Source organism: Mycobacterium sp. E3305 (genome assembly GCF_001666785.1).
Taxonomy (GTDB): Bacteria; Actinomycetota; Actinomycetes; order Mycobacteriales; family Mycobacteriaceae; genus Mycobacterium.
Window position 1 is genome coordinate 19922 of sequence record NZ_LZJA01000082.1, and the last position, 23582, is coordinate 43503.

Consider the following 23582-nt stretch of genomic DNA (forward strand, 5'->3'; position numbering starts at 1 on the left):
GCTCACCCGCGAATTTCATTCTTTTCGACTCTGAGCGGTTGGTACGGTCACCAGGTGATGCCGTCGCGACGATGGGACAGGTGAATGACCTCGATAGCCGACACCGATGACCGGGTCGTCTCACTGGCCCGCGGCATGCGCGAGCTGGTGCTCGCCGAGGCCGCCGAATCCGAACGGGCGCGCACGCTGACCCCGGCGATCGTCGACGAGATGTGGGCGACCGGGCTGATGTCCGCGTTCAACCCGGCCGAGGCCGGCGGGGTCGAGCCCTCGTTCACCGAAATGATCGAGACGTGGATCGAAATGGCTTGGCAGGACGGCTCTTTCGGTTGGGTGGGCATCGCCAACCTGCCATCCTCGTTCGCCGCGGCAGCATACCTGCCAGACGAGGGCTTCGCCGAGGTGTTCACCGCACACGACAACCGTGTCACGATGGGCGGCCAGTTCTTTCCCAACGGGCAAGGGGCCGCCGTCGACGGCGGCTACCTGGTGAGCGGGTCGTGGAATTTCGGCTCGGGCATCGGGCACTCCCAGTACGTCGCCGCCGGGTTCCTCCCGATGGACGACGGCGAAATGCGCTGGATCAGTGAGGGCTTCCCCGAGATGCGGGTCGCGGTGATTCCCCGGGATCAGATCAGCTTCAACGACGGCTGGTTCGTGCAGGGACTCAAGGGGACTGGCTCATACGACTACAGCGCCCAAGAGGTGTTCGTCCCGGCGAGCCGCACCTTCGAGCTCTTCGTGCGTCAGCCGTACCGGGGGGCTTCGCCGGCCACCCGGATGGGGCTGATGCCGGTCACCGCAGCCGGTCACGCGTCCTGGGCGCTCGGCGTCGCCAAGAGCATGCTGGACGACGTTCAGGAACTGGCGGCGACGAAGTTCCGGATGAGCGACATGGCGTCGTTGGCCAGCCGCCCGACCTTCCAGAAAGGGCTGGCGCACCATCGCGCGGCCTGGCGCGCCGCGCGTCTGCTGGTGCTCGACGCGTTCACCACCGCCGAGGCCGCGGTCGCGGCGGGGGAGGACCTGACGCCCACCCTGCGCGCGGACATGCGGGTGGCGGCGGTCTTCGCGACCGACACGGCCCGCGGCTGCGCCGAGTGGGCGCACCTGGTCGCGGGCACCAGTTCGATCCGGGAGGGCAGCCGGCTCGAGCGGGCCTTCCGCGACATCTACACCGGCACGCAGCACGCCTTCATCAGCGAGAAGGTCGCCATCGACGTCGCGCAGATCTGGCTCGGCATCATCGAGGACCAGCCGGGGTTGTGACCCGCTGAGGTCCCGCCTACACCAGGCGTTCGCCCGGCTCGTCGCGCCGGCCGTCGTCCTCGGCGCCGGTCTGCGACGAGGCCAGACCCGGTCCGGCGGTGCTACCGGCCGACGCGCCCTGAGCCACCGAGCCGAGCGAACTCAGCGGGGCCGCGCCCGCGCCCAGCAAAGTCGACGCGGCGTTGGTCGCGCCGGGCATCGCCGCCACCGGGCTCGGCGTCACCGGCGGGGTGGTCGGCACCGTCGGTGACGGGTTGGCAACCGGCACTCCGGCGACCGGGCTGGCCAGCGGCGGCGTGCGGGGGACCGGGCCGCCGGCGACCGGCGCCTCTGCGCCCAGCAGTCCGCCGCCGGTCGGGCCGACGAAGGTCTGGCCGGCGATGCGGGCTCCGCTGACGTCCAACGCACCGGCCGCCTCGACGTCGACCTGGGTGTACATCCGGGCGATGTCGGTCAGGGCCACGCCGGTGCGGGCGACCTCCTCCTGAGCCGCGGTGTTCAACGTCAGCATCGCGGCGCCCTCCGCGGCGAACGCCGCGGCCGCAAGCGCCGAAACCTCGTCGGCCCCGGCGGGGACCAGCGCGGTCACCGGCGCCGACGCCGTCGCGCCGGAAGTCAAACCGCGGGTCGCGATGTCGACGACGTGCAACCCGATGGCACCGGCGGCCGGGTCATGGGACATCGATTCCATGTGCGTACTGCTCCTGTGCGGGCGTTCAGCGCCGGTACGTCAAAGGACCAGCTGAGCCGGGCGATGCAACAAGTCTAAGGGCGCCGGCGGGGTGCTGCCCACACTTTTCATCGGCCCGGCGATGGCCCCCATCCCGATGAACCCTGAAAGCCCGGGCGTTGTCGCAACGTCGCCTACTATCAGCGCATGCGCGGTTCGAAGATCCTGATCACCGGCCCGACCGGACAAATCGCAACCCCCATTGCGCGGGCGCTGGCGGTCGACAACGAGGTGTGGGGCATCGCCCGCTTCACCGACCCGGCCGCACGCGAAGGCCTGGAGAAAGCGGGCGTTCACTGCCAGACGGTCAACTTGGCCGCCGGCGACTTCACAGCTCTGCCAAGCGATTTCGAGTACGTCCTGAACCTCGCGGTGGCCAAGAGCGGGAACTGGGACAAGGATCTCGCGGCCAACGCGGAATCGGTCGGGCTGCTGATGGCGCACTGCCGCGGCGCGAAGGCCTTCCTGCACTGTTCCTCCGCCGCCGTCTACGACCCGCCGGACGACCTTCCCCGAAGCGAAAGCTCCGCCCTGGGCGACAACCACAAGTGCCTGTTTCCCACCTATTCCATCTCCAAGATCGCCGGGGAGGTCGTCGCCCGGTCTACGGCGCGGGTTCTTGGGTTGCCCACCACCATCGCCCGGCTCAACGTTCCCTATGGCGACAACGGCGGGTGGCCGTTCTACCACATGGAGATGATGCTGGCGGGCATCCCGATCCCGGTCCCCCCTGGTGAATCGGCGCAGTACAACCCTATTCACGAGGACGACATCATCGCGACCATCCCGAAGTTGCTCGAGGTGGCGTCGGTCCCGGCCACGACGGTCAACTGGTGTGGCGACCAGACGGTCAGCATTCAACAGTGGTGTGGCCACCTGGGCTCACTGGTCGGCAAGGAGCCGGTATTCGAGGTGAGCGCGCAGGCGCTGCGCGGCAATCCCACCACCAGTGACCGGATGCACGAACTCATCGGGGGCACGACGGTCGACTGGCGGGACGGGCTGCGCCGCATGGCCGCCAAGTTCCATCCGGAGTTGGTCGGCGCTTAGGGGCGGACAGGTGCGCCCAGGATCCGACCACGCGCGGCTGCGGACGCTCGCGCTGCTCAGGCGCGTCCGTGACCGGATCGACAGGGAGTACGCGCGCCCGCTCGACGTGGAGGCGCTCGCCCGCGAGGTGCACATGTCCGCCGGCCACCTGAGCCGCGAATTCCGCCGGGCTTACGGCGAGTCGCCGTACTCCTATCTGATGACCCGTCGCATCGAGCGCGCGATGGCGCTGCTGCGCCGCGGCGACCTGAGCGTCACCGACGTGTGCTTCGCCGTCGGTTGCTCCTCGCTCGGCACCTTCAGCACGCGCTTCACCGAATTGGTCGGCGTGCCGCCGAGCACCTACCGGCGCCGGGCGGTGGACGCGCTGGCCGGAATGCCGCCGTGCGTGGCCAGACAGGTGACCAGACCGGTCAGGAATCGAGAAGCACCGGTCACTGGGCCGCACCTAGCCTGACCCCATGGACATCACGATTCACTCGAGCTTCCTGCCGCACGACGACCCGGAATCCTCGCTCGCTTTCTATCGCGACACGCTCGGCTTCGAGGTCCGCCTCGACGTCGGCAAGGGCAAGATGCGCTGGATCACCGTGGGCCCCCCGAACCAGCCCGACACTTCGATCGTCCTGAACCCACCGGCCGCCAACCCGGGCATCACCGAAGACGAACGGCGCACGATCGCCGAGATGATGGCCAAGGGCAGCTACGCCACGTTGCTGTTGGCCACCAATGACCTCGACCGCACCTTCGAACGGTTGCAGGCCGACGACGTCGACATCGTCCAGGAGCCGACAGACCAACCGTACGGACTCCGTGACTGCGCGGTGCGCGACCCCGCCGGCAACTTGATCCGTATCCAACAACTGCGCTAGCCGCCGGATACCGACTTCGCCTCGACGCGGGAAAGCCCCGAACCGCATCAGGATTCGGGGCTTTCCTCAGCTCACGGCTGCGGTCATGATCCCTTGGAGTAGCGGGTCAGGAACCCGAAGGCCGCCACCGCCGAGACCGTGCCGATCACGCCCCACAGCACCAGTTGGAAGACCATCGACCCGAAGAGCCAGCCGAACGTCATCCCGATGTAGAGGGCCCAGATGAGCCGGTACGCGCTCCATAGCGCGACCGCGCCGGCGCTGAGTCCGATGTAGAGGCTGCGCTGCCGGTCGACCCGATTGATCTGGTCTTCGATGCTGGCCGGGACGATCTTCATTTCTGACTTCCTTTCGTGAGGCGGCGCCGGAGTGGCGTCGTCGTTGCGTCAAGTACAAATCGCGGCGCGGGCTACCGATCCCAACGTTGTCCGCACGACGGAGGCACGGGCGCACGCCCATCTCGTGGTGAAAGACGAGGGCGGGTCGGCGTCGCGCTCGGGCGGACCCGCCGTGCGGCACCATGGCGTAGGTGGGTCGATGCGGTCAGGGCACGCGCCGGCCCCTGCGCTACCGGCATCGGACGTGGTGCCGTCGCGACGCCAAAAGGAGATCGACCAGATGATGAACCCGATCAAGATCGCCGCGCAGGTGGCCGAATCGCTGCTGGCGGTCGGTGGTGTGCGGGTCGGCCTCGAGGAGCCGGCGTACACACATAAACGGATCACCGACACCGTCGAGATACGGCGCTACGGTCCGCGGATTGCCGCCGAGACGATCGTCGACGCCGACGAGAACCGCGCTCGCGACGTCGGGTTCCGGCGGCTGGCGGGCTACATATTCGGCGGCAATCGGGACAATTCATCGATCTCGATGACCGCGCCCGTCAGCCAGCAGTCGAGCCCGCGCGGCCGGCAGATCGCGATGACCGCGCCCGTCGTCCAGTCCGCCGGCGACGAGGCCGGCTGGGCGATCCGCTTTTTCATGCCCGCGAAGTGGACGATGGAGACGCTGCCCGCGCCCGACGACGATCAGGTCCGGCTCGTCACGGTGCCGCCCGCGACCGTGGCGGTGCTGCGATTCACCGGCGACCGGAGCCCCAAGGCAGTCGCCTCCCGCACCGCGGAACTCCTGAAGATATTGCAAGACAAGGGGATTGAGCCCACCGGAGACGCGGAAGCCTGGTTCTACGACCCGCCCTGGACGGTGCCGCTGCGGCGCCGTAACGAGATCGCAATCCCCATCGACGCGGCCTCGGCGCCGTGGTAGCCGGGCTGCTGGCCGGCGCATTGCCCAGCGATTACGGCTTCGCGTGATGGGAGATGACCACAAGAAGGTGGACGCGCGGCTGCTCACCGGTGTTTCCGAGACGGCGCTGCTGACGCTCTACGGAAGGGCACACCAGGCGGCGCGCCCCGACGCGATCATCGACGATCCGATGGCAGTCAAGCTCGTCGATTCCATCGACTTCGACTTCGAGAAGTTCGGCCGCCGCGGCCAGGAGATGGCGCTGCGCTCGCTGGCCGTTGACCGATGCGCAATCGACTACCTCACCGCCCACCCCCGGGCCACCGTAGTCGCGCTCGCGGAGGGCTTCCAGACGTCCTTCTGGCGCTTGGACCGCGCGCTGCCCGACCCGCAATTCAGTTGGGTCTCGGTGGATTTGCCTCCGGTCGTCGAACTTCGTCAGCGGCTGCTGCCGCATCCGCCGCGAATGACCTATCTCGCCCAATCCGCCCTCGACTACACCTGGATCGACGAGGTCGACGCCCGCGACGGCGTGTTCATCACCGCCGAAGGCCTGTTGATGTACCTGCAGCCCGACGCGGCGCTGGGGCTCATTTCCCAGTGCGCCAAGAGCTTCCCCGGCGGCCAGATGTTCTTCGACCTACCGCCAACGGTGGTCAAGAAGGTCGCACGAAAGGGGCTGCGCTCCTCCAAGCGCTACCGGGTGCCACCGATGCCGTTCAGCCTGTCGGTGCGTCAACTTGCGCAGCTGGCGCGCACGACGCCCGGAATCCGCGCGGTGCACGACGTACCGATGCCCGCGGGGCGGGGGGTGTTCTTCGGGACGCTGTACCCCGCGCTCTGGCGGTTCCCGCCCGCGAAGCCCTACCGCGGGGTCTACGCCCTCCTGGAATTCGGCTGAAATCAGCCGATCTTGACCACCAGCTTGCCGACGTTCTTGCCGTCGAACAGCATGTTGATCGCCGTCGGCAGCTGCTCGAACCCCTCGACGACGGTCTCGAGCGGCGTGAGCTTTCCCGCTTCGATCAGGCCGGCGATCTCGCCGATCGCTTCGGCCGCGCGCCCGAAGTGGTCGAGGACGATGAAGCCCTGGACGGTGGCCCGCTGGATGAGCAGGTTCCCGAACGCGCGCGGACCGGGCGGGGGGTCTTCGGCGTTGTAGCCGGAGATCAGGCCGCAGAGCGCGACACGGGCGCCGATGTTGAGGCGCGCGAAGATGGCGTCCATCAGGTCGCCCCCGACATTCTCGAAGTCGACATCGATGCCGTTGGGTGTCGCCGCGGCCAGTTGGGCGGCCCAATCGTCGGCGCGGTGGTCGACCGCCGCGTCGAAGCCCAGCTGATCGGTGAGCAGCGCACACTTCTCGGGACCACCGGCGATCCCGACGACACGGGCGCCCGCCGCCTTGGCCAGTTGCCCGGCGACCGAGCCCACCGCGCCGGCCGCCGCCGAGACGACGACGGTCTCGCCGGGCCGGGGCTTGCCGATGTCGCGGATCCCGATCCACGCGGTGAGCCCGGTCATCCCGAGCGCCCCCAGGTAGGCGCTCGGCGAGATGCCGGGTGCCACCTCCACCGGGTTCACCATCGCCGTGTCCGTGAGCACCGCGTACTCCTGCCAGCCGAGGAGCCCTTGCACCTGCTGCCCGACCGCGTAGGAGGGGCTCTTGGACGCGACCACCTCGCCGATCCCGGCGGCGCGCATGACCTCGCCGAGCCCGACCGGGGGCAGGTAGGTCGGGGTGTCGTTGATCCACATCCGGTTCGTCGGGTCGAGCGAGATCCAGCCGACGCGCACCAGCGCCTCCCCGTCGTTGAGCTCGGGGATCGCCTCTTCGGTCAATTCGAAAGTGTTGGGGCCGATGCGGCCCGTGGGGCGTTCGCGGAGCAGGAAACGACGGTTTCGATCGGTCATATGCGCACCGTACCCTTCAACAAGAGCCCGCCGAACGAAAGGTTTTGCGCGGTGAACGTGATGTCGCGAATCGTCGTTGTCCCCGTCGTCGCGCTGCCGATCGCGGTCCTCTCGCTGTCCGCGACGGCCGCCGCCGACCCGCCGCCCACCCAGCAGATCACCGTCGTGGCCGTCGGCCCCGATGGCCAGCCGATCAACGGTTACCGGGTCGCGTCCGGACCGGGCAATGTCGGCGAGGCCAGCGACTGCAGCACGGCGTCGCCGTCCGCCGTGGCCGACAACGTCTACTCCTGCTCGCCGAGCGCGGCGGGCGCCGGCACCTGCTGGCCGTCGACGGCCGGATCGCTGCTGTGCGTAGATAATCCCTGGGACAAGAGCATGCATCGCGTGACGTATGACCGTCCGCTTCCGCCCGTGACCGCGCCCGCAACCCCGGACCCGTTTGCGCTGACGCTCGACGATGGCACCCGTTGCCGGCTACGAAACGGCGGGGCCTGGGGTTGGCGCGCCGACGGCTACGAGGGCGCCTACTGGTGCGGTGACCCACATGCCAACCTTTCGGTGCTGTGGCTGCCCAGCCAGGGCGCCGGAAGCTGCATCGACCGCTCGTCGGCGACGTGGACCGTCAAGGTCGGTCAGCTCGGCACGGGGGAGGCCGCCCTGCCGCCGCCCCAAACCCGGACGGTGGCGGAAGCGTGGTTCGCGGGGGGCAAGGCCGGTCAATAGGCTGGCGCGGCTGCTGCTATAACGCAGGTATGTCCACCCCCAGGCACACGATCACCCACGTCTCGGACACGGCCCGCTGGACCGCGCTGCACCGGGCGACCGAATCGGCCCGCCGCGACGCGCTGTTCAACGACCCACTCGCCGAGCGCCTCGCCGGCGAACACGGCCGTGAGATCGTCGCCGACGTCCCGCGGTCGAGCCGCAACGGATGGTGGCTGGTCGCGCGCACGAAGATCATCGACGACACCATCGCCCAAGCGATCGCCGAGGGCTGCGACCGCGTGCTGAACCTGGCCGCGGGCCTGGATACCCGGCCGTACCGGTTGCAGCTTCCGCCGGAGTTGACGTGGGTGGAGGCGGACCTGCCCAGGCTGCTCGAGGAGAAAACGCAGTCGCTCGCCGACCAGACACCGCACTGCCGGCTGACCCGGGTTGCCGTCGACCTGGCCGAACCGCAGGCCCGCGCTGCCTTCCTTGACGACGCCCTGCGTGGCGCGACCAAAGCGCTGGTGCTGACCGAGGGATTGTTGATGTATCTGGATACCAGCGACGTCGTCGCGCTCTCCGCGGCGCTCAAGCGGCCCGAGGTGGCCTGGTGGATGCTTGATTTCGGCGGCCCCGGCTTGAAGAAGATGATGAACGAGAAGATGGCCGGCATGCGCCAAAACGCACCGTTCAAGTTCGCACCGGAGAACGGGTTGGCGTTCTTCGAGGACCTCGGCTGGCGCGTCGCACAGGCGCAGTCGCTCTTTGTCGCCGCGAACCGGTTCCGTCGGTTACCGATTTTCATGCGGCCGCTCGCTTGGTTGCCCCAGCCGGATCCGCGTCATCCCGGTAGCAGGCCCTGGAGCGCGACGGTGCTGCTCACCCCGTGAGCTACCAGACGCGCATCCAGTCCACGAGCATGTCAGCGGGATAGGACCCTGGCCCTGGGTCGCCGCCACCGGAACCCGCCACCGCGAGGTTGAACACCGGATAGACCGTGTAGCCGGGCGCGTTGAACGGCCAATCCGGCAGCGAGCTGGCCGGCACGTCGAAGTAGGGCTGCGCGCCGTCGGCATAGTCCTTCCAGAACCGGATGCCCGCCTCGTCCCACTGGGTTCGCCAGGTGTGCCAGCCGCTGTCCATCGCGATGTTGTGGGTCTTCCACTCTCCGCCGTTGGCTTTGGCGTGGACGGTGGTGGCGGAGGGCCAGCTGCCGTTGCCGTACCACTCCATGACGTCGATCTCGCCCTGGTCGTCGTTGCCCAGCCAATAAGCCGGCCAGGCGCCAGCGGTCAGGCAGTTCAGCTTGATGCGGGCCTCCCAGGTGTGGCCGACCCCGCCCCGCCAGAGGCTTTGAACCTTGCCGCTGTAGTAGGTGGGTCCGTCCTTCGCCGCCCGGAGCACCAGGTTGGAGTTGCCGTCGAGGAAGACGTTGCGGCGATCGTCGCGGTACTGCCCGATGCGATCGGGCTGCTCCCAGTACGTCGGGTCCTTGATCGTCTCGCGGGCCTTGGCCACGGTCCACTTCGAGGCGTCGGGCGCCGAGCCGGCGGGACCGTCGAATTCGTCCTGGAAAATGTAGGTGCCGGTTTGGCCGCTGGGCGCTTCGGGAGCGGGTGGGCGATCCGCCGGCAGGCCCCGTCCCGAGGGACGGGCCCGGGCCTCCGGCGCAGGCAGCGCCGCTGCCAGCACGCCGATCCCGGTCGTCAACATCATGCGGCGGCGATCCATCTTGGGCATACGCAAGGGACCATAGCAGCCGCCGGCCCGGGGGCCGAAGCCGGAATTGTTGTCGGTGGCTGCCGCTAACGTTTCGGATCGCAGGCGGGCCAGCGCGGACGTCGGCGTGAAGCGGCTGATGGATTAATCAAAATTCACGGCCAATTCTCAACTTTGTGGGTGGTTTGGTCTCAGGATCGTCCGGGCATTCTGGATCACAAGCCGATAACCACAAGTCGTAGAGCTTTTGCGGGTTGCGCTGAGAGGAGTTAACGATCGTGGCTAATACAACGGGAGCGACGGTTATTTTCCTTCAGTCCCATCCGCGATGGACTGCGGCCCAGCGGCACGAGCGCGAGCGCAGCGAGGCGATGCGCCGCCACCCCGCTTTCCACGCCCGTCAGCGCGCCGCGGTATCCGGCGGCGAGGTGGTCCCGCTCGTCCGCGACTTCAAGCTGTACTCGAGCACAAACACTTCGGCCTGAGAATTTCCGGGCGCAAATTGCGCCAAAGGTGGCAAGCGGTCTTACTCGCCCGGCCGAGCTAATCGCCCCGCAAAAACGATCCGATAACTCTGCGCGTCCGGCACGCCGACCATCGGGCCCCTCGCGGGCCCCACCCTCCTGACCTTTCGCATTGCAACCGTCGCCTTTCGCGCTACAAAGCGAAGTCGGTCGCGAAAAGCGATGGGCAACAATTGCTTTCCTGACTGCCGACGCGCCGGCGCGGAGCCCCGCCTGAGGGGTCAGAGCTTGCCGGCGACGAAGTCGGCGGCCTGGTTGGCCATCCCGGCGTCGATGTAGGCACCGGCCAGGTGCTGGGGCCAGTTGGCTTTCCAGGTGTTCGGGTCGGCCGGGTTACAGATGGGATCGGCACCGTGGCACAACTCGATGGTCCGGTCGTTGTAGACCGGGCTGAAGTTCGTGATCGGGCCCACCCACTGGCTGCCGTTGCCGAACAACGCCACGGCGGCGATGTGCTGGTCGGCGCCCGACGGCAGAGGGCTGTCGAAGCCGAACGCGCCGATGGGGGCGGCAAGCACAACGTCTGTCACCGCCGCGCCCAGCGAGTAGCCTCCCAGCACCAGCCTGGTGTTCGGGCAGCTGGTGATCATGTCCTGCACGTGGCGGCTCATGTCGTTGGCGCCCTGAGCGACCTCGGTGTCGGCGGGGTAATTGACGGCATAGACGCCGATGTTCTTGTTGACCTTGGACCGGAGCGCACTGATGAAGGCGTTGCCCAGCGCGCCCGCTCCGGGCGATTCCATCCGGCCGCGGGCGAACACCACCTGCACCGGGGGACAGTTGGCGGCCGCGGCGCGGGGAATCGCGGGCGACGGCAGCGCAGCTGGCAGCGCCAGCGCGGCCGCGGTCAGAACCGCGGCCAGGCCGATGTCACCGAGTCTGCGGGCGAGCACAGCATGATCGTAAAGCGATCCCGCGGCCGCCGCTGGTCAATGTTGCCGGCCGCCTTGGACCACCCCGATCGGGCGCCGCGGGTGGCCGATAGGTTCTTCGGTGTGAGTCACACCGACGTCGGATCGACCGAGCGCCTGTTCGCTTTGGCCGAGCAGGTGCGGGGGTTCCTGCCCGCCGACGAGGGGCACGCACTTCACGACGCCGCGCTGCGGTATCTCGGCGGCGGCGTCGGTGTCGAAATCGGCACCTACTGCGGCAAATCCACGCTGCTGCTCGGCGCGGCCGCCCGACAAACCGCGAGCGTGCTCTACACGGTCGACCACCACCACGGCTCCGAGGAACACCAGGCCGGCTGGGAGTACCACGACGCCTCGCTGGTCGACGAGGTCACGGGCTTGTTCGACACCCTGCCGACGTTCCGTCGCACGCTCGACGCCGCGGGGCTGGACGACCACGTCGTCGCCATCGTGGGCAAGTCGCCGGTCGTGGCCGCCGGATGGCGCACGCCGCTGCGGTTTCTGTTCATCGACGGCGGCCACAGCGAGGCCGCGGCGAACCAGGATTTCGACGGCTGGGCGAAGTGGGTCGCCGTCGGCGGGGCGCTCGCCATCCATGACGTGTTCCCGGATCCCCGGGACGGGGGGCGGCCCCCGTATCACATCTACTGCCGCGCAATCGATTCCGGCCAATTCCGGGAGGTCTCGGCGGCCGGATCGCTGCGGGTGCTCGAACGCGTGAGCGGCGAACCGGGCGCGCTGATCTGACCGAACTCAGGTCACCAGCCGGGGCCGGTGGCAACGCATTCGCAGTCGAAGTCGGTCTGCAGGCCTATCGGTAGTCCCTGCCCGCGGAAGATCCCGGCGCCCGCGGTGGTGTTAGACAGCGCATCAGCGGCGAGGATCATCGCCGCACCCGTCCACGTCGTCCGCTCCTCGGGCCAGCGCTTCCCGTCGGCGAACACCAAACCGGTCCAGTACGAGCCGTCCTGCTCACGGAGGTGCTGCATCGCGCCGAACTGCCGATGGGCTGCCGACCGCTGGCCGATCGCGTCCAGCGCCATCACCAGTTCGCACGTCTCGGCGCCGGTCACCCACGGCCGGTCGGCCACGCAGCGAATGCCCAGGCCGCCGACCACGAAATCGTCCCAGCGCTCTCGGATTCTCGCGGCCGCCTCGGGTCCGCGCAGCGCGCTGCCCAGGATGGGGTAGTACCAGTCCATCGAGTAGCGGTCCTTCTCGGTGAACGCCTCGGGATGCGCGGCTATCGCATGGCCGAGCCGGCCCAGCGCCAGTTCCCACTCCGGCTGCGGCTCGCCGACCAGGGCGGCCAGCGCCAGGGCGCACCGGATGCTGTGGAACACGCTCGCGCAACCGGTCAGCAGCGCTTCCTGCAGCAGACCGGCTTCGCTTCGGGCCCAACAGATCTCGCCATAGCCGACCTGCAAGTCGATGACGAAGTCGATCGCCTTGTGCACCACCGGCCACATCCGTGCGGCGAAGCGCCGGTCACCGGTGACCAGCACGTGGTGCCACACACCGGTGGCGATGTAGGCGCAGAAGTTGCTGTCGCTGTTGCCGTCTTCGACGACCCCCCCGCGGAGCTGGATCGGCCAGGAGCCGTCGGCCCGCTGGGTCCGCCGGCTCCAGTCGAACGCGGCGCGCGCCGGTTCCAGCAGTCCGGCGGCGGTGAGCGCCATCGCGCACTCGACATGGTCCCACGGGTCGGTGTGGCCGCCCTCGGACCAGGGGATGGCTCCGGAGGGTTCCTGGATGGCCGCGATGGACCGCGCGGTTTGCCGGCATTGCTCGGGGGACAGGACGCCCGCGACCGAGGGTGGGTTAACCCGACGCAACTGAATATCCCACCGTCGCTTGGCTTTCTGCCGCCGGATGCTTGACGAAGTACATGGCCACGCTCTTGCCGACCAGCGGATTGAGCAGCGATTCGGCCAACTGCGTCACCCTCGGTCGCCGCATCAGGTCCCACACCAGGAGTTTGTGGTACGCGGTCACGGCGCGGTGCTCGGTGTTCGACACTCCCACGGCGCATTTCAACCACCAGAAGGGGGCGTGCAGCGCGTGCGCGTGGTGGGCATGCGTCAATTGCATCCCGCCATCGAGGATCTTCGCGCGCAATTCACTGGCCCGGTAGATACGCACGTGGCCGCCCTCGTTGCTGTGGTATTCGTCGGACAGCAACCAACACACCCGCTCCGGAAGCCAGCGCGGCACACTGACCGCCAACGTGCCGCCCACCTTGAGCACCCTGATCAGTTCGGCGATGGCGGCGTCGTCATGCGGGATGTGCTCGAGGATTTCGGACGCGATCACGCAGTCGAACGTCTCGTCGGCATACGGCAACTTCAGCGCGTCGCCGACCACCACCCTCGCCGACGCCGCGGCGGGCGCCTCCCCGGTTTCCGCCATCGCGCGCAAAATGGTGTCCACCGAACGCAATTCGGCCTCGTCCTGGTCGAACGCGACCACGTCGGCTCCGCGCCGATACGCCTCGAATGCGTGCCGGCCGGCCCCGCAACCGACGTCGATGACCTTGGTGGCCGGCCCGATCCGCAGCCGGTCGAAATCCACCGTCAGCATCGCGCTTCCCCCTCGGTCGCCGACGCAGCGGTGTTACGGGCGATCGCGCGGTCATACACCCGAACCGTCTGCGCGGCCACGGCCTCCCAGCTGAAGACGTTGACCGCGCGGGTGCGTCCCGCCTCGCCCAGGCTCCGCCGCTTCTCCGGCGAGTCCAGCAGGTCACCGAGCGCGCGAGTGAGCGCGTCGACGTCGGCGGGCGGCACCAGCTCGGCGCACGCGCCGTCGGTGCCCAGGACTTCGGGGAGTGCGCCCACCCGGCTGGCCACGATCGGCGTCCCGCTGGCCATGGCCTCCACCGCGGGCAGCGAGAACCCTTCGTAGAGCGACGGAATGCAGGCGACCTCGGCCGACGCGAACAGCGCCGCGAGCTCGGCGTCGGAAAGCCCGCTGGTGATGTGGACGATGTCGGAGATGCCGAGCTCGGCGATGAGTTTGTGGGTGGGACCGTTGGGCTCCACCTTGGCGACGAGGCGCAGCTCGAGATCTCTGCGCGTGCGCAGGCGGGCCACCGCGTGCAGCAGCGTGCGCACCCCCTTGAGCGGCGTATCGGCGCTGGCGATCGCGATGATCCGTCCGGCCTGCCGGGGCCGCGACGCCGGCTTGAACAGCTCGGTGTTCACGCCCAGCGGCACGACGTGCAGCTGGTCGGGGGAGACGCCGAAGTCGCTGACGATGTCCGCGGCCGACGACGAGGAGACCGTCAGCAGGTCGGGAATCTGGCGTGCGACCTGCTGCTGCATGCCGAGAAATCCATACCATCGCTGCACCAACGGTTTTCGCCACCACCGCGCGGCGGCCAGGTCGAGCACCCGGTCACGGGTGATGGGGTGGTGCACGGTGGCCACCACCGGCAGGCCCGCGCCGGCGATCGTGAGCAGTCCGGTGCCCAGGCTCTGGTTGTCGTGGACGACGTCGAAATCGGCGGTCCGGCCGGCCAGCAACCGGGCGGCGCGCATGGTGAACGTCCGCGGTTCCGGGAACCCGGCGGTCCAGGTGGTAAGCAGTTCCAACAGGTCGATCGAGTCACGGATTTCGCTGGGCCGCGGCACGCGGAACGGGTCGGGCTCGCGGTAGAGGTCGAGGCTGGGGACCTTGGTCAGCCGCACCCGCGGATCGAGCAGGTCGGGGTAGGGCTGGCCGGAGAACACCTCGACGTCATGACCGAGTTCCACCAGTCCGTGGCTGAGATGGCGCACGTAGACGCCCTGTCCGCCGCAATGAGTTTTACTACGGTAGGACAGCAGGGCAATTCGCATACTCAACTCTTCTTTGCTGGTGAATGACCGCGGAACAGCGCCGAACCCATCGCGGTCAACGGACTCCCGAACTCCGTGACAGCAAACTGGACATGTGTCCAGACTATAGTTCGATCACCTAATCGAGCGCAACGAGCTCGAACATCACCGGCACCCGCGTAAACGATCCCACGGAAATCCGGCACTTAAGGATCATGCCACCCGGCCCCGAACGGGGTTGACCAGAGTCCGAGCGGCCACTCGGCGGAGAATGCGCGCGCGCCTGCGCAGCCGCGCGGCAATCGGCGATGGGTGTTCCTCACCTCCGCCGGCGCACCGCGGGGGGCCCAAGCCGACGGTGGTCGGTGCCGCGCAGTCGCAGCACCGGTCCTGAGCTGTTTGTTACCATCGCGCGGTGCAGGGTTCGGCTGCATCAGGCGAACGCCGCGGTCGGCGATCGGCGTCGCGACGCGACGTCCTGAAACTTGCCGTGGCGCCGGCTTTCCTCAGCTTCGTGACGTCGGCCGCCAACTCCGCCGCGCCGACGGCATTCGCCGCCGACCTGCGGCTGATCGATTTCGCCGAGCGCAGGATTTCGCCGGACGAGATCAAATCGGCCGGCTATGCCGGGGTGGTGAATTACGTTTCCGAGTCGCGGCCGGGCGCGAATTTCGAGGCGAAGCCGATTACCCGCGAGTACGCGGACGCGCTGCGCGCGGCGGGTCTGCAGATCGTCAGCAATTTCCAGTACGGCAAACCCGGGTGGCCGGACCCGTCGGATTACACCCGCGGCTACGACGGCGGGGTGGCCGATGCCCGGACGGCGCAACGGTTGCACGCCGCGGCGGGGGGCCCGGGCTCGGCGCCGATATTCTTCAGCGTCGACGACGACATCGACGAGAACACCTGGAACAGCGTTGCGGTGCAGTGGTTTCGGGGCATCAACTCCGCGCTGGGCGTGGGCCGCACCGGCATCTACGGGCATGCCAACGCGTGCGGCTGGGCGATTCGGGACGGCGTCGTCGGGAACTCGACCACACCCGGGCACCGGTGGGCTTGGCAGACGAAGTCGTGGTCGCACGGCGCGCGCGAACCCGCTGCGGTGCTCTACCAGTCGGTGGTCAACAGCCCAAGCAACCCAAGCCCGCTCCTTGGCGGGATCAACGTCGACATCGACGAGGTGTTGGCGGCCGACTACGGCCAATGGGGCCTGGATCGGTGAGCCGTGCAGGCGGCTGATGGCTGATCGCGGCGTGCCCACCGTGCAGTTTCTGCGTAGTGCCGGGCGAATCGCCATGGCGCACAGGGGGTTTACGTCGTTCAAGTGGCCGATGAACAGCATGGGGGCGTTCTGCGAGGCGGGCAAGCTTGGGTTTCGATACATCGAGACCGACGTTCGGGCGACACGCGACGGCGTCGCCGTGATCCTGCACGACCGCGCCTTCAGGTCGGACGCGGGCGCAACCGGCGCCATCGACCGCTGGGATTGGCGCGACGTCCGCCACCTGCATCTGGGCGCGGGAGAATCGATCCCGACCCTCGAGGAGCTCCTAGCCACGCTGCCGGACATGCGGGTCAACATCGATATCAAGTCCGCGTCCGCCGTCGTTCCCACCGTCGAGGTGATCGAGCGAATGAAGGCGCACGACCGGGTGTTGATCACCTCGTTTTCCGAACGCCGTCGGCGTCGGGCGCTGAGGCTGCTGTCCAGGCGGGTGGCCAGTTCGGCGGGTATCGGCGCGTTCCTGGCGTTGCCGGCGGCCCAAACGCCGGCAAGCCGGGCCTATGCCTGGCAGCTGTTGCGGGACAGTGACTGCCTGCAGCTGCCGCCACGGCTGGGTCGGATACCGATCATCACGCGCGGACTCGTCCGCGCCCTGCACGAGTCCGGACGCCAGGTGCACGCCTGGACGGTCGACGACCGGGACACCATGCACGCACTTTTCGATAGCGGCGTCGACGGCATCATCACGGATCGGGCGGATGTGCTCCGCGAGGTGCTCGTGGCCCGCGGCGAATGGTGACCGCACCAGCACCCGCTGATTCAGCCGGTCGGCCGGCGCCCGAGGACCACGAGACATAAACCACGGCGAGTGTTCGCGGCGTGTCGTGTGCGCCGTTTATGTGTCGCGAATCGACCGATCACTCACCTGACGCACGGCGCCCCGCGACCCGATGGCCCGCGGGGCGCCGCTTGCTATGGCGGTCTTACTTCAGATCGAACCGGTCGTTGTTCATGACCTTGACCCACGCCGCGACGAAGTCCTCCACGAACTTCCCCTGGTTGTCATCCTGGGCGTAGACCTCGGCCAACCCGCGCAACACCGAATTCGACCCGAACACAAGGTCATTCGCGGTCGCCGTCCACTTGACCGCGCCCGAGGACCGGTCGCGGCCCTCGTACACGTTCTCGGTGGTCTCCGACGGCTTCCACTCCGTTCCCATGTCGAGCAGGTTGACGAAGAAGTCGTTGGTCAACGCGCCGGTCCGGTCGGTGAACACCCCGTGCTTGGTGCCGCCGTGGTTGGCGCCGAGGGCACGCAACCCGCCGATGAGGACCGTCATCTCCGGGGCGGTCACTCCCAACAGGTATGCCCGCTCGATCAGCAGGTGTTCCAGCGGTGCCTTCTCGCCGGGCCGGATGTAGTTGCGGAAACCGTCGGCCCGCGGTTCGAGCACCGCGAACGACTCCACATCGGTGTTCTCCTGCGAGGCGTCGGTGCGTCCCGGCGCGAAGTGCACGGCGATCTCGTAGCCGGCGTCCTTGGCCGCCTTCTCGACCGCCGCGGATCCCGCCAGCACGATCAGGTCGGCCAACGAGATCTTCTTGCCGCCGGACGACGAGCCGTTGAAGTCCTGTTGGATCTTCTCCAGCACGGGCAGCACCTTGTCGAGTTCCGACGGCTCGTTGCACTCCCAGTTCCGCTGCGGCTCCAGGCGCAGGCGCGCGCCGTTGGCGCCGCCGCGCTTGTCGGTGTTGCGATAGCTGCCGGCCGCCGACCAGGCCGTCTTGACCAGCTGGGGAACCGAGAGGCCCGACTCGAGGACCTTGCTCTTCAGCGCGGCGACGTCACTGTCGTCGACCAACTCGTGGTCGACGGCGGGAACCGGGTCCTGCCACAGCTGCGGTTCGGGAATCCACGGCCCGAGGTAGCGGCTGATCGGTCCCATGTCGCGGTGCAGCAGCTTGTACCAGGCCTTGGCGAACGCCTCCGTCAGCTCTTCGGGGTGGTCGAGCCAACGGCGGGTGATGTCCCGGTAGATCGGGGACTCCCTCATCGAGATGTCGGTGACCAGCATCGTCGGCGCTCGGCCCGGCCCACCGAAGGGGTCGGGGATGGTGCCCGCACCGGCGCCGTCCTTGGCGACGAACTGCCAAGCATCGCCGGGGCTCTTGGTCAGCTCCCACTCGTAGCCGTACAGGGTCTCCAGGAAGGTGTTGTCCCACTTGGTCGGGGTGGGCGTCCAGACCACCTCCAGGCCGCTGGTGATCGCGTCCTTGCCCACGCCGGTGCCGTACGAGCTCTTCCAGCCCAGGCCCTGCTGCTCGATCGGGGCCGCCTCCGGCTCGGGCCCGACCAGATCGCCGCTACCGGCGCCGTGGGTCTTGCCGAAGCTGTGCCCGCCGACGATGAGGGCGGCGGTCTCTTCGTCGTTCATCGCCATGCGGCCGAACGTCTCGCGAATGTCGATGGCCGCGGCGATGGGATCCGGCTTGCCTTCCGGGCCTTCGGGATTGACGTAGATCAGACCCATCGTGGTCGCACCGTAGGGCTGGGCGAGGTCACGTTTGCCCGAGTACCGCTTGTCGGTGCCCAGCCAGGTGTCCTCCTCACCCCACAGGATTTCCTCGGGCTCGAAGACGTCCTCGCGGCCGAAGGCGAAGCCGAAAGTCTTGAAGCCCATCGATTCCAGGGCGCAGTTACCGGCGAAGATGATCAGGTCGGCCCAGGAGATCTTGTTGCCGTACTTCTTTTTGACCGGCCACAGCAGCCGGCGGGCCTTGTCCAGGCTGACGTTGTCCGGCCAGCTGTTGAGCGGGGCGAACCGCTGCATGCCCTGTCCGCCGCCGCCGCGGCCGTCGAAAATGCGGTAGGTGCCCGCGGCGTGCCAGCTCATCCGGATGAACAGGCCGCCGTAGTGGCCGTAGTCGGCGGGCCACCAGTCCTGTGAGGTGGTCATCACCGAGATGACGTCCGCCTTGAGCGCGTCGACGTCGAGCTTGGCGAACTCCTCGGCGTAGTTCCAGCCCTCGCCGTAAGGGGTCGATTTCGGGTTGTGCGGCTGCAGCATGGACGGGTCGACCTGGTCGGGCCACCAGTCCCGGTTCGTCAGCGGCGCATTCGATTTCGGCTTGGGGGACGGGATAGCGGGGTTTTCGCTCTCGCTGGCGCTAGCCGTGTTGCTGTCCTCATGGGGCGGCCGGCCTTGGGAGATATCGGAGGACACAGCATTCCTTTCTTAGGGGGTGATGGGGCTGCGATCTAGGAACCTGCAGTCGAACAATCGGGGCAGACGCCCCAGTAGATGACCTCGGCCTCGTCCAGGACGAAGCCATCCAGAACGTCGTTGTCGTCCGACGGGGTGAGACAGGGCGCCTCGCCGACGGCGCAATCGATGTCGGCGATCACGCCGCAGGACCGGCACACCACGTGGTGGTGGTTGTCGCCGACCCGCGACTCATAGCGGGCGACCGACCCGGAGGGCTGGATCCTACGCACCAAACCGACCGAGCTCAGCGCGTTGAGGACGTCGTAAACCGCCTGGCGGGACACGTCGGGGAGGCCCACGCGGACGGCCGAGAAGATCGTCTCGGTGTCGGAATGCGGGTGGGCGTCGACGGCCTCCAGCACCGCGACCCTGGGTCGGGTCACCCGGAGATCGGCCATGCGCAGTCGTTCCGCGTAATCGGCCGTCGATGACACCGCACCAATATGACGCACTTATTTGGATCGAGTCAAGACTTTACTGTGAAGTGGGGCACAACCGGCGGTGACGAATGAACCGCGTCACGTCTGGGGCTTCAGGGCGCTGCCTTTGCGCCAGTCGTCCCAGCTGAGTGTCCAGTCACCGTTCTGCGCCAGCGTCAGCGGCGGGCCGCCGCTGTTGCGGACCTCGACCACGTCGCCGGGCACGGAGAAGTCGTAGAACCATTTCGCGTTGTCGGCGTTGAGGTTCAGGCAGCCGTGCGAGGTGTCCTGATGGCCCTGTGCCCACACCGTGGCGTCCAGCTCGTGCAGGTAAATGCCGTCGGTGCTGATCTTGGTGGCCCAGTTGATGGTCTCGCGGTAGCCCAGGCGGGAGTTCTTCGGCAGCCCGAACGTGGAGGAGTCCATGACGACGGGGTTCCCCTTGTCGAGCACCGTGTAGACGCCAGGGGGAGTCCACAGCGAGATGCTCTTGCCGCCGACGTTTTCGGTGCCGCCCATCCCCATCGAGGTGGGCATCGTGCGGACCAGGGCTCCGTTGTCGAAGACGCTGACCTGATGAGTCGCGTCGTCGGCGATCGATACGTGGGCGTCGCCGATGCGGAACGAGACTTTGGTGTCGTCCTGCCCGAATAGGCCATTGCCCAAAGAGATTCCATAGATCTTGGCTTCGGCCGTGACGGTCGTTCCCGGGGCGTAGTAGTGCTCCGGGCGCCAATGGGCGTTCTGGTCGTCGACCCAGTACCACGAACCCTCCACCTTCGGGTTGGTGGTCACCGCCAGCTGGCGCTCGGCGGCGGCGCGGTCGGCGATCTGTTCGTCGAAGTGCGCGACGATCACCGTCCCGACCCCATATGTGCCGCCATCTTTGAGGGTGGCCTCCGACGTGGTGGTGAACGACACCTTGGTCTGGTTGGACGGCTTCACCGTCGAAAAGGACGAGACCTGGGTGGACGCAACGCCGTTGGGACCGCGGCTGGTAACCGTCAGCGTATAGGTGCGGCCGTAGCCCAGGGGGACGGTGGGCTTCCACACGGTGTTGTCGGGTGTCGTCACGCCCTGCACCGATTTGCCGCTTTCGTTGACCATTCGGACGTCGGTCAGCGTTCCGGTGTCGGCCTTGACCATCACGGGCGCGACCGGATCGACGTCGTGCGCGTCGGGGGCCGGCGTGATCGTCACCCGAGCCGGCCCCGAGGCCTTGGACGAGGCACTGCGGTGACCGCACCCACCGCCGCCGAAGCAACCGAGGGACACCGCGATCACGACGGCGCCCACCAGTACGACGGCCGCCGAAACGGCGACCAATAACCGGCGATCCCGGGGGATCCGGGGAGCGGGCCGATCACCGGTCTTGGGCGTCATCGAGCTGAGGGATCCTTGCCTTCTGTTGGTGCCGGGCCGAAGTCGCTCGCCTCCCGGCGCGACGAGGTTGTCCTTCAGGTGCCACGGAGGTGCGGTTTTTAAACCGACCGAGCCCCGGCGCGTGGATCATGGCGGCATGGCCGACGACGAACTGGACAGCCTTTATTGGGCAACGCCAAAGGAGTTCACCGCGGAGCGCACCAGATTGACCGCCGCGGCCAAACGCCGCGGGGACGACACGGCGGCCGAGCGAATTTCCGCTTGCAACAAGCCAACCACGGCGGCGTGGATCGTCAATCGGCTGGCGCTGCGGCACCGCGACACCGGGCGGCGGCTGGCGGCGCTGGGTGACGAGCTGCGCGCCGCGCACGCCGCCATGGACGGGGCACGCATCCGGGACTTGTCGGCCCAGCAGCACCGGCTCATCGGCGAGCTCATGCGGGCCGCACTCGACGCGGCCGGCGTCAAACAGCCGTCCTCGGCCGTCCGCGACGACATCGCCAGCACGCTGCAAGCCGCCATCGCCGAACCGGAGGTCAGGCAGCGGCTCGGCCGGCTGGCGCGCCCCGAGCAGTGGTCGGGTTTCGGCGACCTCGGCGCCGCGAGCACGGTATCGACGACCTCCGCCCGCACCGCGAAGGCCGGGAAGCGGCCGGTGAAATCCCCGCCACAATCCGGCAAGCGGTCAGCGCGAGACGTCGCCGCGCAGCGGCGTCTCGAAAAACTGACGGCGGCCGTTACGGCCGCCGAGCGCAAGGCGGCCGACGCCGACGCCGCGCAGTCCGACCGCCGCGCCGAGCGCGATGCGGCCCGGCGGCGTCGCGACGAGGCGTTCGCCGCGTTGCGGACCGCCGAGCGCGAACTCGAACGCGCCGAAGCGGCCTTCGACCGGGCCACGCGGGCCGGCCGCGCCGCGGAAGAATCGGTCAGGGAGGCGAAAGCGCAGCTGAGGCGGGCGTGACGCCGCCCGCCGGGCCGCGGCGGTGTTTCCCCGGGTTCGGCAGGGGTATTAGCCCACCCGTGACGTCGTTATGGATGACCAACCGAGGCGAACAGCCTTGGGCCGCAAGCCAGCTTGACCAAGGCCCCCGCTCCGCGGATGTCATCGTCGTGGGTGCAGGCATCACCGGGCTGATGACCGCGGTGCTGTTGGCCCGCGCCGGCAAGGACGTGCTGGTGCTCGAGGCTCGCACCGTCGGGGCCTGCGCCACCGGGAACACCACGGCGAAGATCAGCCTGCTGCAGGCCACCCACCTGTCGAAGATCCTGCCCAGACATGGCAGGGACCTGGCCCGCGCCTACGTGGACGGAAATCGCGAAGGCCAGGACTGGGTCACCGATTACTGCGAGTCGCATGGCATCGCGGTGCAGCGCGAGGACGCCTACACCTACGCCCAGTCCGCCAAGGGCGTGCCGTCGGCGCGACTGGAGCTCCAGGCCTGCCAGGCGGTTGGGCTGCCCGCGGTTTGGGACGACGACCCTGACGTGCCGTTCCCTTACCACGGCGGGGTGCGGCTGCCCGACCAGGCGCAGTTCGATCCCATGCCATTCCTTGACGCGCTGGCGGCGGAACTGCTCGGCCGCGGCGGCCGCCTCGTCGAGCACACCCGGGTCCGGCGGGTGTCCAGCCGCGGCGACCGCGTGCGCGTACACGTCAACGACGCCGCCGAGCGAGACGTGGAACTCGAGGCCCAGCAGCTGGTGCTCGCCACCGGCATCCCGATCCTGGACCGCGGGGGATACTTCGCGCGCGTGAAGCCGAGCCGGTCCTACTGCATGGCGTTCAAGGTCCCCGGCAACATCACCCGGCCGATGATGATCTCCACCGACTCGCCGACCCGATCGGTGCGTTACGCACCCGTCGCGGACGGGGAGCGGCTGATCGTGGGCGGGGCCGGCCACACCGTGGGCCGCAAGAAGAGCCCGTCGCAGGCGCTCGGGGAACTGGCGTCGTGGGCCCGCAAACACTATCCGGGTGCCGAGCAGACGCATTTCTGGTCGGCGCAGGATTACACGCCCATCGACCAACTGCCTTACGTCGGACCCATCCTGCCCAAGACCGAAACCATCTTTGTGGCAACGGGATTCAACAAGTGGGGGATGACGAACGGCGCCGCCGCGGCGCTGGCGCTGTCCGGCCGCATCCTGGGCGGGCGAATGGACTGGGCCAAGGCGTTCGCCAGCTGGAGCCCCCATGAGCTGACCGGGCTGCCGACCGCCATGCAGGCCAACCTCGAGGTGGGCTTCGATCTGGCCAAGGGCTGGATCACCCCGCTGCTGCGCACCGGCCGCCGCAGCCCCGGCGCGGACGAAGGCGGCGTGGTCAGTGGGCCCCCGTGGCATCTGGAGGCGCGCTGCCGGGTAGACGGCACCGAACATGTCGTTTCCCCGGTCTGCCCGCACCTCGGCGGGATCGTGAACTGGAACGACGCCGACAAGGCCTGGGAATGTCCGTTGCACGGCTCGCGCTTCGCCCCGGATGGCACCCTGCTGGAGGGGCCGGCAACCCGCGACTTGTCCGCCTAG

General features: G+C 68.3%; 24 protein-coding genes. 13 read left to right on the forward strand and 11 right to left on the reverse strand.

Going from position 1 to position 23582, the window contains the following annotated elements:
• The first annotated feature begins 84 nt into the window (after window positions 1-84).
• Window positions 85-1269: an acyl-CoA dehydrogenase family protein gene (locus A5701_RS07845; protein WP_067750570.1), complete on the forward strand. Its 1185-nt coding sequence runs from the start codon at window positions 85-87 to the stop codon at window positions 1267-1269.
• Window positions 1270-1285: 16 nt separating this feature from the next.
• Here the strand turns inward: A5701_RS07845 and A5701_RS29195 are convergent, their stop codons facing one another.
• Window positions 1286-1960, reverse strand: coding sequence for a PE domain-containing protein (locus A5701_RS29195; RefSeq protein ID WP_067750573.1), 675 nt, complete (start codon window positions 1958-1960; stop codon window positions 1286-1288).
• Between the two features lie 186 nt (window positions 1961-2146).
• On the opposite strand from A5701_RS29195, the gene A5701_RS07855 reads away from it, so the two are divergent.
• From A5701_RS07855 to A5701_RS07865, 3 genes are read left to right on the forward strand one after another with little or no spacing between them, the layout of a single operon-like run.
• Entirely contained in the window at window positions 2147-3049 is a 903-nt protein-coding gene (locus tag A5701_RS07855; RefSeq protein ID WP_067750576.1) for an NAD(P)-dependent oxidoreductase, read from the forward strand.
• A 10-nt stretch (window positions 3050-3059) separates the two neighbouring features.
• Window positions 3060-3506, forward strand: a complete 447-nt coding sequence (locus A5701_RS07860) for a helix-turn-helix transcriptional regulator (RefSeq protein WP_067750579.1) — start codon at window positions 3060-3062, stop codon at window positions 3504-3506.
• 4 nt (window positions 3507-3510) lie between these two features.
• Complete coding sequence (locus tag A5701_RS07865) at window positions 3511-3921, forward strand: VOC family protein (protein WP_067750581.1); 411 nt, start codon at window positions 3511-3513, stop codon at window positions 3919-3921.
• A gap of 83 nt (window positions 3922-4004) precedes the next feature.
• Here the strand turns inward: A5701_RS07865 and A5701_RS07870 are convergent, their stop codons facing one another.
• Complete coding sequence (locus A5701_RS07870) at window positions 4005-4259, reverse strand: hypothetical protein (protein ID WP_067750584.1); 255 nt, start codon at window positions 4257-4259, stop codon at window positions 4005-4007.
• Window positions 4260-4539: 280 nt separating this feature from the next.
• Here A5701_RS07870 and A5701_RS07875 point away from each other — a divergent pair, with 280 nt between their 5' ends.
• Together A5701_RS07875 and A5701_RS07880 are read left to right on the forward strand one after the other, a co-directional pair.
• The gene (locus tag A5701_RS07875) at window positions 4540-5187 is read left to right on the forward strand and encodes a heme-binding protein (protein WP_067750769.1); all 648 of its coding nucleotides are present in this window, start codon (window positions 4540-4542) and stop codon (window positions 5185-5187) included.
• Window positions 5188-5233: 46 nt separating this feature from the next.
• Window positions 5234-6067: a class I SAM-dependent methyltransferase gene (locus tag A5701_RS07880; RefSeq protein ID WP_067750587.1), complete on the forward strand. Its 834-nt coding sequence runs from the start codon at window positions 5234-5236 to the stop codon at window positions 6065-6067.
• A 2-nt stretch (window positions 6068-6069) separates the two neighbouring features.
• On the opposite strand, the gene A5701_RS07885 is transcribed toward A5701_RS07880, so the two are convergent.
• Window positions 6070-7080, reverse strand: a complete 1011-nt coding sequence (locus A5701_RS07885) for an NADP-dependent oxidoreductase (protein ID WP_067750590.1) — start codon at window positions 7078-7080, stop codon at window positions 6070-6072.
• Here A5701_RS07885 and A5701_RS07890 point away from each other — a divergent pair, their 5' ends adjacent.
• Together A5701_RS07890 and A5701_RS07895 are read left to right on the forward strand one after the other, a co-directional pair.
• Entirely contained in the window at window positions 7081-7806 is a 726-nt protein-coding gene (locus A5701_RS07890) for a hypothetical protein (RefSeq protein ID WP_231972783.1), read from the forward strand.
• A 29-nt stretch (window positions 7807-7835) separates the two neighbouring features.
• Entirely contained in the window at window positions 7836-8681 is an 846-nt protein-coding gene (locus A5701_RS07895; RefSeq protein ID WP_067750593.1) for an SAM-dependent methyltransferase, read from the forward strand.
• 1 nt (window position 8682) lies between these two features.
• Here the strand turns inward: A5701_RS07895 and A5701_RS07900 are convergent, their stop codons facing one another.
• Together A5701_RS07900 and A5701_RS07905 are read right to left on the reverse strand one after the other, a co-directional pair.
• The gene (locus tag A5701_RS07900; RefSeq protein ID WP_067750596.1) at window positions 8683-9531 is read right to left on the reverse strand and encodes a family 16 glycosylhydrolase; all 849 of its coding nucleotides are present in this window, start codon (window positions 9529-9531) and stop codon (window positions 8683-8685) included.
• Window positions 9532-10255: 724 nt separating this feature from the next.
• Complete coding sequence (locus tag A5701_RS07905) at window positions 10256-10927, reverse strand: cutinase family protein (RefSeq protein WP_067750599.1); 672 nt, start codon at window positions 10925-10927, stop codon at window positions 10256-10258.
• A 102-nt stretch (window positions 10928-11029) separates the two neighbouring features.
• Between A5701_RS07905 and A5701_RS07910 the strand changes: the two genes are divergently transcribed.
• On the forward strand, window positions 11030-11692 hold the full coding sequence (locus A5701_RS07910) for a class I SAM-dependent methyltransferase (RefSeq protein ID WP_067750775.1): 663 nt from the start codon (window positions 11030-11032) through the stop codon (window positions 11690-11692).
• Between the two features lie 11 nt (window positions 11693-11703).
• Here the strand turns inward: A5701_RS07910 and A5701_RS07915 are convergent, their stop codons facing one another.
• Genes A5701_RS07915 through A5701_RS07925 form a run of 3 tightly spaced genes read right to left on the reverse strand, consistent with a single transcriptional unit; the run spans window position 11704 to window position 14784 of the window.
• Window positions 11704-12780, reverse strand: coding sequence for a prenyltransferase (locus tag A5701_RS07915; protein WP_067750602.1), 1077 nt, complete (start codon window positions 12778-12780; stop codon window positions 11704-11706).
• Window positions 12767-13525, reverse strand: coding sequence for a class I SAM-dependent methyltransferase (locus tag A5701_RS07920; protein ID WP_067750605.1), 759 nt, complete (start codon window positions 13523-13525; stop codon window positions 12767-12769). The genes A5701_RS07915 and A5701_RS07920 overlap by 14 nt, the downstream gene beginning before the upstream one ends.
• Complete coding sequence (locus A5701_RS07925; protein WP_067750608.1) at window positions 13519-14784, reverse strand: glycosyltransferase family 4 protein; 1266 nt, start codon at window positions 14782-14784, stop codon at window positions 13519-13521. Before A5701_RS07925 ends, A5701_RS07920 begins: the two co-directional genes overlap by 7 nt.
• A 394-nt stretch (window positions 14785-15178) precedes the next feature.
• On the opposite strand from A5701_RS07925, the gene A5701_RS07930 reads away from it, so the two are divergent.
• Both A5701_RS07930 and A5701_RS07935 read left to right on the forward strand, forming a co-directional pair.
• Window positions 15179-15985, forward strand: coding sequence for a DUF1906 domain-containing protein (locus A5701_RS07930; RefSeq protein ID WP_067750611.1), 807 nt, complete (start codon window positions 15179-15181; stop codon window positions 15983-15985).
• A 40-nt stretch (window positions 15986-16025) separates the two neighbouring features.
• Window positions 16026-16787 carry a glycerophosphodiester phosphodiesterase family protein gene (locus A5701_RS07935; protein WP_197504937.1) on the forward strand — a complete coding sequence of 254 codons (762 nt, stop codon included), beginning with the start codon at window positions 16026-16028 and terminating at the stop codon, window positions 16785-16787.
• A 184-nt stretch (window positions 16788-16971) separates the two neighbouring features.
• Here the strand turns inward: A5701_RS07935 and katG are convergent, their stop codons facing one another.
• The 3 genes from katG to A5701_RS07950 form a co-directional block, all read right to left on the reverse strand.
• Window positions 16972-19212 carry a catalase/peroxidase HPI gene (gene katG / locus A5701_RS07940; protein WP_067750618.1) on the reverse strand — a complete coding sequence of 747 codons (2241 nt, stop codon included), beginning with the start codon at window positions 19210-19212 and terminating at the stop codon, window positions 16972-16974.
• A 35-nt stretch (window positions 19213-19247) separates the two neighbouring features.
• Window positions 19248-19688, reverse strand: coding sequence for a Fur family transcriptional regulator (locus A5701_RS07945; RefSeq protein ID WP_067750622.1), 441 nt, complete (start codon window positions 19686-19688; stop codon window positions 19248-19250).
• 84 nt (window positions 19689-19772) lie between these two features.
• Window positions 19773-21056 carry an Ig-like domain-containing protein gene (locus A5701_RS07950; RefSeq protein WP_067750625.1) on the reverse strand — a complete coding sequence of 428 codons (1284 nt, stop codon included), beginning with the start codon at window positions 21054-21056 and terminating at the stop codon, window positions 19773-19775.
• Window positions 21057-21192: 136 nt separating this feature from the next.
• Between A5701_RS07950 and A5701_RS07955 the strand changes: the two genes are divergently transcribed.
• Together A5701_RS07955 and A5701_RS07960 are read left to right on the forward strand one after the other, a co-directional pair.
• Complete coding sequence (locus A5701_RS07955) at window positions 21193-22017, forward strand: hypothetical protein (protein WP_067750628.1); 825 nt, start codon at window positions 21193-21195, stop codon at window positions 22015-22017.
• 74 nt (window positions 22018-22091) lie between these two features.
• The gene (locus A5701_RS07960; protein WP_067750630.1) at window positions 22092-23582 is read left to right on the forward strand and encodes an FAD-dependent oxidoreductase; all 1491 of its coding nucleotides are present in this window, start codon (window positions 22092-22094) and stop codon (window positions 23580-23582) included.

Bases quoted from the DNA above. Each gene is read 5' to 3' on its own strand.
- A5701_RS07845 (WP_067750570.1), top strand. From the start codon at position 85: ATGACCTCGATAGCCGACACCGATGACCGGGTCGTCTCACTGGCCCGC.
- A5701_RS29195 (WP_067750573.1), bottom strand. From the start codon at position 1,960: ATGGAATCGATGTCCCATGACCCGGCCGCCGGTGCCATCGGGTTGCAC.
- A5701_RS07855 (WP_067750576.1), top strand. From the start codon at position 2,147: ATGCGCGGTTCGAAGATCCTGATCACCGGCCCGACCGGACAAATCGCA.
- A5701_RS07865 (WP_067750581.1), top strand. From the start codon at position 3,511: ATGGACATCACGATTCACTCGAGCTTCCTGCCGCACGACGACCCGGAA.
- A5701_RS07870 (WP_067750584.1), bottom strand. From the start codon at position 4,259: ATGAAGATCGTCCCGGCCAGCATCGAAGACCAGATCAATCGGGTCGAC.
- A5701_RS07875 (WP_067750769.1), top strand. From the start codon at position 4,540: ATGATGAACCCGATCAAGATCGCCGCGCAGGTGGCCGAATCGCTGCTG.
- A5701_RS07880 (WP_067750587.1), top strand. From the start codon at position 5,234: ATGGGAGATGACCACAAGAAGGTGGACGCGCGGCTGCTCACCGGTGTT.
- A5701_RS07885 (WP_067750590.1), bottom strand. From the start codon at position 7,080: ATGACCGATCGAAACCGTCGTTTCCTGCTCCGCGAACGCCCCACGGGC.
- A5701_RS07890 (WP_231972783.1), top strand. From the start codon at position 7,081: ATGCGCACCGTACCCTTCAACAAGAGCCCGCCGAACGAAAGGTTTTGC.
- A5701_RS07895 (WP_067750593.1), top strand. From the start codon at position 7,836: ATGTCCACCCCCAGGCACACGATCACCCACGTCTCGGACACGGCCCGC.
- A5701_RS07900 (WP_067750596.1), bottom strand. From the start codon at position 9,531: ATGCCCAAGATGGATCGCCGCCGCATGATGTTGACGACCGGGATCGGC.
- A5701_RS07920 (WP_067750605.1), bottom strand. From the start codon at position 13,525: ATGCTGACGGTGGATTTCGACCGGCTGCGGATCGGGCCGGCCACCAAG.
- A5701_RS07925 (WP_067750608.1), bottom strand. From the start codon at position 14,784: ATGCGAATTGCCCTGCTGTCCTACCGTAGTAAAACTCATTGCGGCGGA.
- A5701_RS07950 (WP_067750625.1), bottom strand. From the start codon at position 21,056: ATGACGCCCAAGACCGGTGATCGGCCCGCTCCCCGGATCCCCCGGGAT.
- A5701_RS07955 (WP_067750628.1), top strand. From the start codon at position 21,193: ATGGCCGACGACGAACTGGACAGCCTTTATTGGGCAACGCCAAAGGAG.
- A5701_RS07960 (WP_067750630.1), top strand. From the start codon at position 22,092: ATGACCAACCGAGGCGAACAGCCTTGGGCCGCAAGCCAGCTTGACCAA.